This is a genomic window from Streptomyces scopuliridis RB72 (assembly GCF_000718095.1).
GTDB classification, from domain to species: domain Bacteria; phylum Actinomycetota; class Actinomycetes; order Streptomycetales; family Streptomycetaceae; genus Streptomyces; species Streptomyces scopuliridis.
Window position 1 is genome coordinate 27,520 of sequence record NZ_JOEI01000022.1, and the last position, 13,584, is coordinate 41,103.

The 13,584-nt window shown below is 69.8% G+C and carries 15 protein-coding genes; 13 read left to right on the top strand and 2 right to left on the bottom strand.

What is annotated here, in order from left to right:
• Positions 1–212: 212 nt before the first annotated feature.
• A complete protein-coding gene (locus IF11_RS0126395; protein WP_030354228.1) occupies positions 213–434 on the bottom strand; it encodes an MbtH family protein in 222 nt (73 codons plus the stop codon).
• Between the two features lie 192 nt (positions 435–626).
• Complete coding sequence (locus tag IF11_RS0126400) at positions 627–1,844, bottom strand: cytochrome P450 family protein (protein WP_037728603.1); 1,218 nt, start codon at positions 1,842–1,844, stop codon at positions 627–629.
• 362 nt (positions 1,845–2,206) lie between these two features.
• Here IF11_RS0126400 and IF11_RS0126405 point away from each other — a divergent pair, with 362 nt between their 5' ends.
• From IF11_RS0126405 to IF11_RS0126465, 13 genes are all read left to right on the top strand, one after another.
• On the top strand, positions 2,207–2,458 hold the full coding sequence (locus tag IF11_RS0126405; RefSeq protein WP_030354230.1) for an acyl carrier protein: 252 nt from the start codon (positions 2,207–2,209) through the stop codon (positions 2,456–2,458).
• A 63-nt stretch (positions 2,459–2,521) separates the two neighbouring features.
• Positions 2,522–3,778, top strand: a complete 1,257-nt coding sequence (locus IF11_RS0126410; protein ID WP_030354231.1) for a beta-ketoacyl-[acyl-carrier-protein] synthase family protein — start codon at positions 2,522–2,524, stop codon at positions 3,776–3,778.
• Complete coding sequence (locus tag IF11_RS0126415; RefSeq protein ID WP_030354232.1) at positions 3,775–4,911, top strand: beta-ketoacyl-[acyl-carrier-protein] synthase family protein; 1,137 nt, start codon at positions 3,775–3,777, stop codon at positions 4,909–4,911. The genes IF11_RS0126410 and IF11_RS0126415 overlap by 4 nt, the downstream gene beginning before the upstream one ends.
• Positions 4,908–5,870 (top strand): beta-ketoacyl synthase N-terminal-like domain-containing protein, encoded by a 963-nt coding sequence (locus IF11_RS0126420; protein ID WP_030354233.1) that lies wholly within the window; start codon positions 4,908–4,910, stop codon positions 5,868–5,870. Before IF11_RS0126415 ends, IF11_RS0126420 begins: the two co-directional genes overlap by 4 nt.
• Positions 5,867–6,730, top strand: a complete 864-nt coding sequence (locus IF11_RS0126425; RefSeq protein ID WP_051746231.1) for an alpha/beta fold hydrolase — start codon at positions 5,867–5,869, stop codon at positions 6,728–6,730. Before IF11_RS0126420 ends, IF11_RS0126425 begins: the two co-directional genes overlap by 4 nt.
• Positions 6,731–6,735: 5 nt before the next feature.
• Positions 6,736–7,776 (top strand): thioesterase family protein, encoded by a 1,041-nt coding sequence (locus tag IF11_RS0126430; protein WP_030354235.1) that lies wholly within the window; start codon positions 6,736–6,738, stop codon positions 7,774–7,776.
• A gap of 27 nt (positions 7,777–7,803) precedes the next feature.
• Positions 7,804–8,907, top strand: a complete 1,104-nt coding sequence (locus IF11_RS0126435) for a beta-ketoacyl synthase N-terminal-like domain-containing protein (RefSeq protein ID WP_030354236.1) — start codon at positions 7,804–7,806, stop codon at positions 8,905–8,907.
• Positions 8,908–8,953: 46 nt separating this feature from the next.
• Positions 8,954–9,217, top strand: a complete 264-nt coding sequence (locus tag IF11_RS0126440) for an acyl carrier protein (RefSeq protein ID WP_030354237.1) — start codon at positions 8,954–8,956, stop codon at positions 9,215–9,217.
• Positions 9,214–9,672, top strand: a complete 459-nt coding sequence (locus IF11_RS0126445) for a 3-hydroxyacyl-ACP dehydratase FabZ family protein (RefSeq protein ID WP_030354238.1) — start codon at positions 9,214–9,216, stop codon at positions 9,670–9,672. The genes IF11_RS0126440 and IF11_RS0126445 overlap by 4 nt, the downstream gene beginning before the upstream one ends.
• Positions 9,669–10,157 (top strand): 3-hydroxyacyl-ACP dehydratase FabZ family protein, encoded by a 489-nt coding sequence (locus tag IF11_RS0126450; RefSeq protein WP_030354239.1) that lies wholly within the window; start codon positions 9,669–9,671, stop codon positions 10,155–10,157. Before IF11_RS0126445 ends, IF11_RS0126450 begins: the two co-directional genes overlap by 4 nt.
• A gap of 21 nt (positions 10,158–10,178) precedes the next feature.
• A complete protein-coding gene (gene fabG / locus IF11_RS0126455) occupies positions 10,179–10,925 on the top strand; it encodes a 3-oxoacyl-[acyl-carrier-protein] reductase (protein ID WP_030354240.1) in 747 nt (248 codons plus the stop codon).
• Positions 10,926–10,958: 33 nt separating this feature from the next.
• On the top strand, positions 10,959–11,669 hold the full coding sequence (locus tag IF11_RS0126460) for a 2-hydroxychromene-2-carboxylate isomerase (protein ID WP_030354241.1): 711 nt from the start codon (positions 10,959–10,961) through the stop codon (positions 11,667–11,669).
• Between the two features lie 33 nt (positions 11,670–11,702).
• A complete protein-coding gene (locus IF11_RS0126465; protein WP_030354242.1) occupies positions 11,703–13,379 on the top strand; it encodes a phytoene desaturase family protein in 1,677 nt (558 codons plus the stop codon).
• Positions 13,380–13,584: the final 205 nt, after the last annotated feature.

Sequence of the window (13,584 nt, forward strand, 5' to 3'; positions counted from 1 at the left end):
CTCCGCCACCGCGGGTGCGGTCGTCCGGGGCGGTCGAGGCGTCGCGTCAATGGCGTGCGGGCGATCGGTGGCGCTGCCGACGCGGAGATGTTGATCCACGAAGACCGACCGGACGGGCCCCGGCGCCGGCATCCGGGAGACGACACGGCGAAGCGCCGATCCGTGCGGTCGTCGCGTTCCCGCTCCCGCACAGATCAGCGCTTCGCCATAGCCTACTTCCCGGCCGCCTCCATTTCACGCACGAGGCTGAGAGGACGCATATCGGTCCAGTTCTTGTTCACGAACTCCAGGCACGCTTCTTTGCTGTCCTGGTCGTGCGCGACCGTCCAGCCGGCCGGAACCTCGGCGAAAGCCGGCCACAGCGAATGCTGGCCTTCTTCGTTGATCAGCACGTAGTAGTCGGCGTCGTTGTCCTCGAAAGGATTGGTGCTCATATCTCCCTCTCCATCCTACGATGCGAACCGGCGCCGGATCCGCGGCGGACAGTCGATCACGGTGCGCCGCAGGGACCAGCAGATCAGGCGGAACAGCGGGGTGTCCAGAAGAATTGACCAGTGAATCTTCTATATCGGCGATTCCTGAACTCCGGACAAGCGTATTTCGGCGAGTGAAGCGGCCGAGGCTTTTCAGAGCTTGACGGGCAGCGCGGCCAGCGCCCTCACGAGCAGGGCGGGCTGGTAGCGCAGTTCCGAAGGGCGCACGGCGAGACGGATGTCCGGGAAGCGCTCGAAGACGCGCCGCATCGAGATCTCCGCCTGCGCCCGGGCCAGATGTGTACCGATGCAGTAGTGGATGCCGTGGCCGAAGGTGAGGTGTGCCGGCTTCGGCCGGTCGATGTCCAGGTCGTCCGGCCGGTCCGGGAAGGCGTCGGGATCGTGGTTGGCGCTCGCCGGCGAGAGCATCACGATCTCGCCGGCCGGAATCGTGGTGCCGGCGATCTCCACGTCCTCCAGGGTCAGTCGTTGCAGGGCATAGAGCATGGGGCTGGAGAAGCGGATCAACTCGTCGACCACGTGCGGGATCCGGCCGAGGTCGGCCTTGAGCCGCTCGCCCTGCTCGGGGTGGGAGAGCAGCCCGGCGAAGCAGCCGGTCATCAGCGACGTGGTCGTCTCATTGCCACCGGTCATCAGCGCGAACGCCGTGGAGAGTATCTCCTTGGGGGCCAGTAGCTTGTCGCCCTCGGCGTGCACCATCGCGGAGATGAGGTCGTCGGTCGGGCGCCGTGTCTTCTCCGCGATCAGATCGGCCATGTACGCGGAGAGTTCGCTGGTGTGCTGGGCAAGGATGCCGGTCGGATCGGCCGCGTCGGTGCTCCGCATCGTCTTCGACCAGACGTTGAACTGCCGCCAGTCCGAGGCCGGAACGCCCAGAAGCTGGGCGATCCCGATGATCGGCAGCGGTTCGGTGAGGCCCTCCACCAGATCCGGCTGCTCCCGCGCGGCCAACTCGTCGAGCAGTTGGTCGACGACCTTCTCCAGGCCGGGGCGCAAGTTCGCGACTCGCTTGGGCGTGAAGGCGAACACCAGCGCCTTGCGCAGCGGGGTGTGGCGAGGAGGGTCAGAGTTGGCCAGGTGGTTGGTGATCTCGTCGGCGGGCTTCAACTCCTTGCCGATCTGCCGGCCGAGGGCCTCGTACAGCTTTCCGATGTCCCGGCTCAGCCGGGGGTCGGCCAGCGCCTCGCGGACGTCGTCGTACCGGGTGATCACCCAGGCCCGGGCCCCGTCGGGCGTCTGCACCATGGTCACGGGCTGTTCGGCGCGCAACAGGGAGAAGGTCGGATACGGGTTCTGGGTGTACTCGTCACTGAACATCCAGTACTTCGAAAGTGCTCCGCAGGCTGTCACTCGATGCTCTCCTCGCGGTTGTCCGGTGCGGCGTCCGCACCGCTCGCAGGGCACGTCCGGCCCATCAGCCTGACACCGCGGGCGTCGGCCGTCAGCACTGATGTGGAAATTTCGATACGCCCGTGCGGAGGCCGTGTGGCCCGCCTTCTGGTTCGAATTCTTCGTACTGGCCTGGTGAACGCCGGTTCACCTCGGCTACCTTCGCCGAGGCGCGTGATCAGGACGCCCCGAATTCAAAAGGAAAATCATCGGTGCGGCGGGAGGAATGCCTGCCGCGGGCATTGATGATTGTCCTCGTAAACCGGTGCACGGCCCGTCCGGGTCGACGGCACCACCACAGGGGAAGAGGAGCGAGGAGCGACATGACGACTTCTGCCGAGAACAGGACCGAGAGAATCAGGGAAATCGTCTGCGACATCCTCGAACTTGAGGAAGACGAAGTCACCGAGACGAGCCTGTTCAAAGAGGAACACGGTGCCGACTCGCTGCGTGCGATCGAGATACTCGCCGCCTTGGAGAAGCAGTTCCACGTTGTCATCGACCAGACCGAACTGGGCCGCATGGTCAACCTCCAAGGCGTCGAAGAGGTCGTCGCCGAGGCCGCCGCCAAGTAGCCGCGGCCGCGCGGTACCGCCGCACCGTCAGGACACAGACGATCGAAACCGGACGGAGAGACCATGCGTGCAACTGCAACCAGCAAGGGGTCGGCGCCACCAGCGCATCGTGTGGTCCTGACCGGCTTCGGAGTCTTCTCCAGCATCGGTGTGGGCGCGGTCGAGTTCGCCGAGGGGCTACGGGCCGGGCGCAGCGGCGCCAAGCCGATCACCAGGTTCGAAACCGAGGGCTTCGCACACGCCAATGGATGTGAGCTGGTCGGATTCGAGCCCCGTCAGTGGATCCGTAACCTCGATGTCGACGAACTCGGCCCCGCCACCCGCTTCTCGGTGGCCGCGGCCAGGATGGCCATCGACCACGCCGGCCTCGACGAGGAGGAGCTGCGAGAGCGGCGTGGCCTGATCTCCATCGGCACCACCGATGGTGAATCGCACGACCTCGACCGCCTGGTCGAGACCGAGATCACGCATGGACCCGAGAAGATGGATCCGGTGGTGGTGCGGCGGGTGGCGCCCAGCCGGCTGGCCACGGCCGTCGCGCACGAACTGCGACTGCACGACGTCGAGGCGGTCACCATCGCCACCGCATGCGCCGCGGGCAACTACGCCATCGGTTACGGCTTCGACGCGGTGCGCACCGGCGAGGTCGAGTTCGCCCTGTGCGGCGGTGCGGACGCGATGTGCCGCAAGACCTTCGCCGGGTTCTACCGGCTTGGCACGATCGCGCCGGACTGCTGTCGGCCGTTCGACAAGGACCGCAAGGGCATCCTGACCGGCGAGGGCGCCGGCGTACTCGTCCTGGAGAGCCTGGAGTCGGCACTGCGCCGCGGTGCCACCATCTACGCCGAGGTCCTCGGATACGGGCTCAACTGCGATGCCGAGCACCCGGTCGCACCCGACCAGAGCAGCATCGCCCGGTGTATGGAACTGGCCCTGAACAACGCCGGTGTGAAGCCGGCCGAGGTCGACCTGATCTCCGCGCACGGAACCGGGACCAAGGCCAACGACGTCACCGAGACCCGTGCTGTCCGCGACGTCTACGGTGCGGCGGCGCCGCGTACCGTCTCGCTCAAGTCCATGCTCGGCCACACCATGGGCGCCGCCAGCGCGCTCGCGGCGATCGCCTGTGCGCTCGCGATCGTGGGCGAGTTCATCCCACCGACCATCAACCACCGGGAGACCGATCCCGAGTGCGAGATCGACTGCGTGCCCAACCACGCGGTCGACGCGCCGCTGAGGATCGTGCAGAACAACGGAATGGCCTTCGGCGGCAACAACGCCGTGGTGATCCTCTCCAAGTACGAGGAGCAGGCGTCATGAGCTGGCCCATCACCGGTATCGGCGCGCTCGCGAGCATCGGCCGCGACCCGGACGAGCTGTTCGAGAGCCTGTGCGGCGGTCGCAGCGGACTCGCTCCGCTCCGCGGCTTCGACTCGGCGAAGTTCAAGGCCGGCCACCTCTTCGAGATCGACGACCGGCCGGCGCCTGGGGCGGACGTGCCGGGCCGGGCGACCCGGTTCCTGCTCGACGCGGTCGGCCAGGCGGCCCGCGACGCCGGACTCGGCGAGGACCTCAGCGACGTGCCGGTGCTGATCGGCACCGGTCTGCGGGAGCTGCGCTCGCTGGAACTGTGGTGGCGCGACGGTGCCGAGTTCGCGGCGGAGCGGATGCACTTCGGCACCGCGCTGCGCGAGCGGTTCGGCGCGGTGAACACGCACACGTTCTCCAACGCCTGCTCCGCCTCGCTGTACGCACTCGCGCTCGCCGTCGACCAGTTGGAGTCCGGTGCGGCGGAGCACGTGATCGTGGCGGGCGCCGACTCGATCACCGAGAGCATGTTCGGCCTGACCGATGCCTTCCAACTGCAGCCGCCCGGCCGGCTGAGACCCTTCGACGTCAACCGCAAGGGCACCATCCTCGGAGAGGGCGCGGGCGCGATCGTGCTGAGCCGCGGGGCGGACGGCCACCGCAGGATCTACGGCCGGGTGCGCTCGGTCGGCGTCAACTGCGACGCGTACCACACCACCGCGCCCGACCGGGCCGGGGTGGCCGCCGCCATCAGGCAGGCGCACGAGCGTGCCGGGGTGAAGCCGGGGAACGTGGACCTGGTCATGCTGCACGGCACCGGTACCCCGCTCAATGACGAGGTCGAGGTCCGGGCCATGTGCGACGTCTTCGGCGAGCACGCGAAAGTACCGCTGGTGACCGCCATCAAGTCGATGACCGGGCACACCGCCGGGTCGGCCGGGGTGCTGAGCGTCATCACAGCCCTGCAGGCCATGTCGACCGGACGGATCCCGCCGGTGACCGAGCTCGACGAGCCCACCGAGGAGGTGCGGGCGCTGAGGCTGGTGCACACCACCGCGGCCACCGGACATATCGATGTGGCCCAGATCAACGGTTTCGGCTTCGGTGGGCTGAACGCGGTTGCCATCGTGGAGGCGGTCCGATGAGTGAGTTCGCGCAGATCGTGGTGAGCGGTGTCGGGCCGGCCCTGCCCGGCGTGGCAGGTGCGGGGGACCTGGTGACCGGGCCGGCCCCCTCGGCGGAGCCCGTCGACCCGGCCGTCCTTCTCGGCAAGAAGGGCCTGAAGTACAAGGACCGCGCCACCCGGCTCGGACTGAGCGCGGCCCTCGCCGGGCTGCGCGACGCCGGGCTGCGGGACGAGGACGGTCCCCCGGCCGTCGGTGACCGCGTCGGTGTGGTGGTGGCCTGCAACTACGGCAATGTCGAGACCATCTGCCGGGTGGTCACCACCATCGCGGCGGAGACGACGCGCGGCACCAGCCCGATGGACAGCCCCAACGCCTCCAGCAACATCATCGCCTCCGAGATCGCCATCCGGTTCGGATTGCGCGGCCCGAACCTGACCGTGTGCAACGGCGACGCCTCCGGGCTGGACGCGCTGCACTGGGCGGCGAGCATGCTGCGAGCGGGGCGGGCCGAGCAGATTCTGGTCGTCGGGGTCGAGCCGGACCATGAGACGGTGCGCAAGCTCGTCGGCGCCGACCGGATCGTGGACGGGGCCGTCGCGGTCGTCCTGGAGCGGGCGGAGACCGCCCGGGCGCGTGGCGCCAGGGTCGGCGCCCGGCTGGGTGGCTACGCGCGCGCCGGCGGGGTCGAGGAGTGCGCCCGTCGGCTCGGCTGTCTCAGCCCGGACACCCCGGGCGGCTGGTACGTTCCGGAAGTCGTCGGCGACACCGAACTGCCCGCCGGACTGCTCGCCGGCGTTCCCCGGCACGCGATGCCCGACGTCTGGGGCTCGCTCTCCGGTGCGCTGGGAGTCGTGCAGTGCGCCGCCGCGGTCGCCCGGTTCGACGCGGGAGAGGCGGGCCCGTTCTACGCCCTGGCCGGCCGTGAGGACGACGGAGTCGCCGGACTCCTCCTGCTCGCCCCTGGAGACCCTCGGTGAGTCCCGACCGGCCGGATTCGGTGGACGCGCCTCGCGGCGCGGCGTGCACGGTGCGCCACAGGCGGCCCACGGAAGGCCCGCGGGCGCTTCTGCTGCACGGCCTGGCCAACAGCCCCTCGGTCTGGGAGCCGTTGGCCGGGAGCGATGCCGGCGGCTCGGACTTGTGGACCGCCGAACTGCCCTGGAGCGGCGGGCAGCCGCCGGACTGGGCCTACGGGCCGGACGCCGGCTGGGCGATCGCGGACGCGCTCGACCAGGTCCCCGGCGGCGTCGGCCTCGTGGTCGCGCACTCCTTCTCCGCAGTGCTGCTGCTGAATCTGCTCAGCGACGAACTCGCCCGGGGCCGCGACCCGTTCGCGCGCTACGGCATCGACGCCCTGGTGCTCGTCTCCCCGTTCTACCGGCGCGATCCGGAGTGCTTCGAGTACGACGTCGTCGGCGAGTTGCTGGACAGCTTCCGCAGCACGATGGACGAGGGGATCCGGGTGATGGCCGGTCCCCGGCTCGATCCCTCGCTGCGCCACGACATGGCGCGGCGGGTCTGCGAACGGGTCGGCCCCTACGGCTACCTGAGCTTCTTCCGCAGCTACCTGCGCACGCCCTGGCTGCGCACCGATCTGATCACCGTTCCCACCCTGGTGATCAGCGGGGAAGGCGACGCCATCGCCCGCTCCGCCGAGAGCATGGCGCTCACCGCCGACCTTCCCGACGCACGCTGCCGGCTCATCGCCGGCGCCGGGCACTTCCCGATGGTGGAGCAGGTGGATGCCTTCTCCGCCGCCCTGGGCGAGTTCGCCCGTTCGATCAGCGGGCCGAACCAGCAGTCGCCGACCAAGCCGCTCGACCTACGAGGAGCCTGAGCACGATGACGTCACCCATCAGCCACACCCCGGAGCTCACCGAACAGGCGCTGAACGACTTCTTCGACGTCACCAGCAACTTCACGCTGCGCCCGTCCTACGAGGGCGGCAATATCAGCACCACCATCGGGTTCAAGCAGGTGCACTACCTCATCGAGGCCGCCGTCCTGGAGCACTTCCGCGCCGCCGGCCTGGGGGCCACCACCCTTTACGTCGAGTACGGCGTCGGGCTCGACGTGGTCTCCGTGGACACCCGGCTGCACACCGTCCTCATGCTGGACGACGCCGTCGCCGTCGAGGTCAAGCCGGCCACCAGGGACGCCGACACCCGGCTGCGGTTCAGGATAACCGCGACCGTGCAGCGCGACGGCGCTCCCCGCAAGGCGGTCACCACCACGTTCGAGGTCGCGCTGCGGGCGATCGAGCACGTGGAGAACTCGAAGCCGGTTCCGGGGCGCCTGACCCGTTTCGTGGTCCCGCGACTGGGCCGGGCGACGCCGAGGAAGATCGCCGCGGTGCCGGTGGACAACATCGACCTGTCCGCGCAGCGCGGCGTCACCACGCGCTCCGGCGACCCGGTGCTGGCCGAGATCATCGGCGACGACAACGCCTTCGGCTGGAAGTGGCGGGTGCCCTACTTCTACTGCCACTTCACCAGCCATATGCAGATGTCCGGCTTCCTGAGGCAGATGGAGGAGGTGCTGCATCTGTTCGTCGCGGACCGGGGCATCGCCATCCGCCGCATGCTCGACGAGCGCAGCTGGATCCCGGTGGTGACCAAGTGTGACATCCGGCTCACCGACGAAGTGCGCATCGAGGACGAGCTGTACACCGTCTTCACGATCGAGGACGTCTTCAAGGCCATCCTGTTCACCGCCCGGATGGACTGCTACGTGGTCCGCGACGGCGCGCTGTTGCAGGTCGCCACCGGGCACATCACGCACGGTTACGTCACCAAGGAGTCACCGGAGCGCGACTGGTCCCTGGTCACCTTCGACGAGGAGGTACTGGCCGCGCTGAGCGGCAAGAACCTCACCGCCAACTGACCGGCCCGGCCGGAAGGAGCTGTTGTCATGAGCAGCCGCACCACAGGCGCCGTCGGGGCGCCGGTCATCACGGCATGGTCGGCCGTGTCCCCGTTCGGAATGGGCCGTTCCGCGTTCGCCGACGGACTGCACGAAGGCAGCGAGACGGCCGTCCTCATCGATCGCGACCAGTGGCGCGTACCCGACGAGCGGGCCAGGCTGGTGCCCGACTTCAGCCCGCGCGCGGCGCTGGGCCGCAAGGGCACCCGGTCGATGGACCGGGTGACGGGCCTCGCGGTCAGCGCCGTCGGTGCTCTGCTCGCCGACGCCGAGCGCAACCGCGAGGTGGCGACCGGCGAGCGCGGGGCCATCGTCCTCGGCACCACCACCGGCAGTGTGCAGAGCATGATGGACTTCACCCGCGACTCGCTCACCGGCGAGCAGCCCTATTTCGTCGACCCGGCGCAGATGCCCAACACGGTGATGAACTGTGCCGCCGGCCAGTGCGCGATCTGGCACCGGATCAAGGGGCCGAACGCCACCATCGCCGGGGGGCGGCTGGCCGGCCTGCTCGCGCTGAACTACGCCCGCAGGCTGCTGGGCGCCGGCCGCGCCAAGGCGGTGCTGTGCGGTTCCGCGGAGGAGTACTCCGACGAGCGTGCCTGGCTTGAGTGGCATGCCAGAGGAGCGGAGGAGGCCCCGGCGCTGCTCGGAGAGGGCGCCGGCATGCTGCTGCTGGAGCCTGCGTATGGTGTCGACGCCCACCACGTGCTGGCGGAGGTGCTCGCCGTGGAGAGCGGTGTGTTCGGCGAGGGCGGGCCGGCGACGGTGCTCGGCTCCTGCCTGCGCCGCGCCATGGACCGTGCCGGGGTCGACCCGTCGCAGGTGTGGGCCGCTGCCCCGTGCGGCGCGGCAGGCTCGCTCGGCGAGCAGGAACGCGCGGTGCTCACCGAGATGTTCGGCCCGTCGGTTCTCGAAGAGCCGCGGAACACCGCGTTGTTCGGGGACGCGTCGGCCGCATCGGCGAGCCTGCAGATCGCCTCCGTGCTCGCGGTCGCCGAGCGCAGGCCCGATGTCGTCGGCCGGGTGGCGGTCGTCACCGCGGTCGAGCGCGACGGCGGGGCCGGTTGCGCGCTGCTGCGGCTGCGCTGAGCACCGATCCCCCCGCCTGGCACCCGAATCGAGAACGGAGAGAGCGATGACGGCACAGCCCATCGAGACCCTGGACAAGGAAGATCTGCGGCGGACTCTGGCCGAGGTGATCGACGTCGACGCCACCGAGATCGGGGAGGCGACCGACTTCGTGGACGAGTTGAACGTCGACTCGCTGCTCCTGCTGGAACTGGTCGTGGTGCTGGAGAAGAAGTACGGGGTCAAGTTCAGCGAGCGGGAGATGCGAACGGCCCGCACCTTCCGTGACGCGCACGCGCTGCTGGAGCGCAAGCTGGCGGTGTCGGCATGACCACGTCGCCGTCCGGGGCGCAGGTCGCGGCGGGCCGCTTCGCCGCGAAGCCCACCCCGGTGGACGCGGCGATCGACGTGATCTCGGTGGCGAGTTCCGAGGCGGCCGCGGGAGGCGGCGCCGTCCTCACCGCGGTCACCGGCGTCGCGATCGAGAAGTCGGAGCCGGTCTTCGCCGGCCACTACCCGGACTTCCCGATCTTCCCCGGTGTGTGTGTCGTCGACTGCGTCGAGCGCAGCGCGCTCGCCGTGGCCGAGCGCACCGGGATGGCCGAACCCCGCCTGGTCGCCGTGGAGTCCACCCGCTTCCTCGGTGCCGTCTATCCCGGCGATCTGCTCACCGTGCGCCTGGAAATGCGTAACCACGAGGGCGCTGTGCGGTGCAAGGCCCTTGCGAGCACCGAGCGGGGCGACGCCGCGTCGGTGCGGCTGCGGATGTCGGGGAGAGTCGCATGAACGCGGCGTACGAGGTCGAACGGCTGCTGCCGCACCGCTTTCCCCTGCTGCTCGTCGACCGGGTCCTCGACCTGGTGCCGGGTGAGAGCATCACTGCGGCCAAGGCCGTCACCCGCAACGAGCAGTGCTACCGGAGGGTCGGCGCGCACACCGCCGACGCCTGCCTGGAGTACCCGCGGGCGCTGCTGATCGAGTCGTGGGGCCAGACCGCCGGCATCCTGGCGACCTGGCGCACCCCCGGCCAGGAGCCCGACGCGCGTGAGGCGGATCGGGTGATGCTGCTCGGCGGGCTCACCGGAGTCACGTTCCACCTGCCGGTGCTGCCGGGTGACGTGCTCCACCATCGGGCCCGGCTCTCCCGCGCCCTGTCCGACACCGTGATTTTCGAGGGCGAGACCGTGTGCGACGGCGAGGTGGTGATGTCGGTCGAGCGGATGGTGATGGCTTTCCGTCCCGCCGACAGCCTTCTGCCGTCCGCCGGGTGAGACGAGGAGGAGGAACACCCGATGGAGCAGGACAGAAAGCCGGTCGCGCTGGTCAGCGGCGGCTCTCGCGGCATAGGCCGGGCCGTGGTGAAGCGGCTCGCCGCGGACGGCCACGAGGTGAGCTTCTGCTACCGGTCCGACGACCAGGCCGCGAGCTCCCTTGAGAAGGAACTCGCCGAACTCGACGTCCGGGTGATGGCCAGGAAGGTGGAGGTGGCCTCGCCGGACTCGGTGCGCGAGTGGGTGGCCGAGACGCAGGAGACCCTGGGCACGGTGGACGTCGCGGTCACCGCGGCCGGCATCACCCGGGACAACCCGCTGCTGATGATGACGGACGAGCAGTGGAAGGACGTCCTCGCGGTCAACCTCGACGGCGTCTACAACGTGTGCCGGTCGGTGGTGTTCGAGATGATGAAACGCCGGTCCGGCTCGCTGGTCCTGATCTCCTCGGTGGCCGGTGTGTACGGCCACGCCACGCAGTCCAACTACGCGGCGACCAAGGCCGGGATCATCGGCTTCGGCAAGTCGCTGGCCAAGGAGGTCGGCCGCTACGGCATCCGCTCCAACGTGGTCGCCCCCGGATTCATCGAGACCGACATGACCTCGGTACTGAACGACAAGATCCGCGACCAGATGCTGAAGTCAATCGCGCTCAACCGCTTCGGCGACGCGGGCGAGGTCGCCGACCTGGTCTCCTTCCTGGCCTCCGAGCGTGCCGGCTACATCACCGGCTCGGTCTTCCAGATCGACGGCGGCATCACCATCTGAGCCCGTTCCCAACGACCACACGAGGACACCGCCATGGCCAAGAAGCCGCCGCGTTGGTACTTCTCCCTGCGCAGTCCCTACTCCTGGTTCGCCTACCGCGACCTCACGAAGCACCACCCGGACGTCCTGGCCGCCGTGCAATGGATCCCGTTCTGGGAGCCGGACGCACACAGCCGGGAACTGCTCGCACGCATGGGGGTCGAACTGCCACTGGTTCCCATGGCACGTGAGAAGAACTTCTACATCCTCCAGGACACCCGGCGGCTGGCCGAGGACCGCGGACTTGAGGTCACCTGGCCCCTCGACCGGGAGCCGGTCTGGGAGGTGTCCCACCTGGCGTACCTGGTGGCCGAGGACGCCGGGAAGGGCAAGGAGTTCGTCGACGCGGTCTACCGGGCCCGCTGGCAGGAGTCGAAGAACATCTCCAGCCCGGCTGTGATCGGTGAGATCGCCGCCGAACTCGGCCTGGACGCGGACCGGGCCGCCGGCGCTGCCGACGATCCGGACCTTCGCGCCCGGGGCGTGGGGATCCTCGCCGCCTCGGCGAAGGACGGCCTCTTCGGCGTGCCGTTCTTCATCCACGGGCACGACAAGTTCTGGGGCGTCGACCGGGTGGACGCGTTCGTCGCCGCGCTGCGCGGTGTCCCGCGCGACGCGGTCGCCCTGTCGGACGCGGAGCTTGCCGCACTGCCCGCCACGGCCGAGGCGGGCGGGGACGCCGGCCATGCCGGCGGCTGTGGCTGAGCCTCACACCCGAGACGATCCCGAGAGGTTGCGATGAGCAGAGGGCACCGGCTTCCGGCCGACTGGGACGCGATCGTGGTCGGCAGCGGCATGGGCGGCCTGACCTGTGCCGCGTATCTCGCGGTGACGGGTCACCGGGTGCTGGTGCTCGAACAGGCCGGGGTGCTGGGCGGCAACAGCCATGTCTTCCGCCGCCGCTCGGCCTATGAGTTCGACGCCGGTGTGCACTACATCGGCGACTGCGGGCCCGACGGCGTGCTGCCGTCGATCCTGCGCGGGCTGGGGCTGGACGGCCGTGTCGAGTTCCGTGCGATGGACCCGGACGGATTCGACGAGGTCGTCCTGCCCGGACTGCGGATGTTCGTGCCTGTTGGCTGGGACCGGTATCTCGACCGGCTGATCGAGGTGCTGCCGACGGACAAGGAGGGGTTGCGGGAGTTCACGCGGGTGTGCTCGGCGGTCGGCGCGGAGATGCGCTGGACCCTGCTGTCCGCGGCCGGTGTCGACCCGGCCGAGATCCTGCGGTGCACCCCCACCGCGATGGCCTGGGGCCGCCGCACGCTGCACGACCTGTTCGAGCACTGTCGTCTCTCCGCCGCCGCGCGTACCGTGCTGGCCGCCCAGGCGCTCAATTACGGGATCGGCCCCGAGGCGGCGACGGTCGGCACGCACGCCAGTGTGACCGACCACTACCTGCGTGGCGCCGCCTACCCGGTCGGCGGCGGCCAGATGCTGTCGGCATCACTGAGTGAGACGATCACCGGCCACGGCGGCGCGGTCAGGGTGGGGCACCGCGTGGAGCGGGTGCTGGTCGAGGAGGGCCGGGCGCGCGGTGTCGTCTTGGCCACCGGTCAGGAGCTGCGCGCCCCGATCGTGGTGTCGAACGCGGACTACCCGCGCACCGTTCTGGAGCTGGTCGGTGAACAGCACTTCCCGAAGTCGATAGTCAAGCGGGCCCGGACCGCCGTGATGGGCTTCCCCCTGGTGGTGCTCTACGTGGGGCTCGACCGGGAACTGCCCGGGAGGCGCAACGCGAACCTGTGGTGGCACGGGAACGCCGACATCGAGGAGGCGTTCCGCGGGCTGGCGGACGGCCGGTTCGACGCGCCGCCGTCGGTGTTCATCTCCTTCGCCTCCGGCAAGGACCCGCACACCCCGGCCATCCGGCCGCCCGGCCACGCCAACTTCCAGGTGATGGCTCTGTGTCCGCGCTCCCTGGAACCCTGGGGCGCGGCGGCCGAGCCCGCCGGCGGCGAGCGGTACCGCCGCGACCCGGCCTACCTGGCGCAGAAGGAGAGGGTCACCGAGACGATGCTGGCCACCGCGGAACGCGCGCTCGGCCCGTTCCGCCGTCATGTCACCCACCTCGAACTGGCGACCCCGGCCACCCAGCGCCGCTACACCCGTTCCACCGGCGGATCGCCCTTCGGACTGGCGCGCTGGGGTGGCACGGGCGCCAGGCCGGACACCCGGACCAGCGTGGCCGGCCTGTACGTGGTGGGGCAGAGCACGCGCTACGGCAGCGGCATCACCGGTGCGGCGGTGAGCGGCATCGCCTGCGCCGGGCAGATACTCGGCCGTCCGCTCCTGCCGGAGGTGTACGCCGGGGCGGTGCTGGGAGACCACCGGCTGCTTCCGGAACGCGCCGCGGACTGGGACCCGCTGCGGGTGTGCGGCGGTCGCGCCCCCCGCGGCACCCGCTCGTCCTGAGCGGCGGCCCCGCCCGCTGCTCCGGCGGCCTGACGATGGCTTATCGAGGCTTCTTATAAGAACGTTCCTGCCGAGCCGGGTGCTTGGTAACGTCCGGGCCCGGGTCGGGTTCCGCTCGTCCGACCGGCTCGAATGCGCAGAATTCGGTGTGTTGGCTCGCAGGGGCTGTCTCCACTGTTTCTTGACTCAAAGGGAGTGAGTAGTC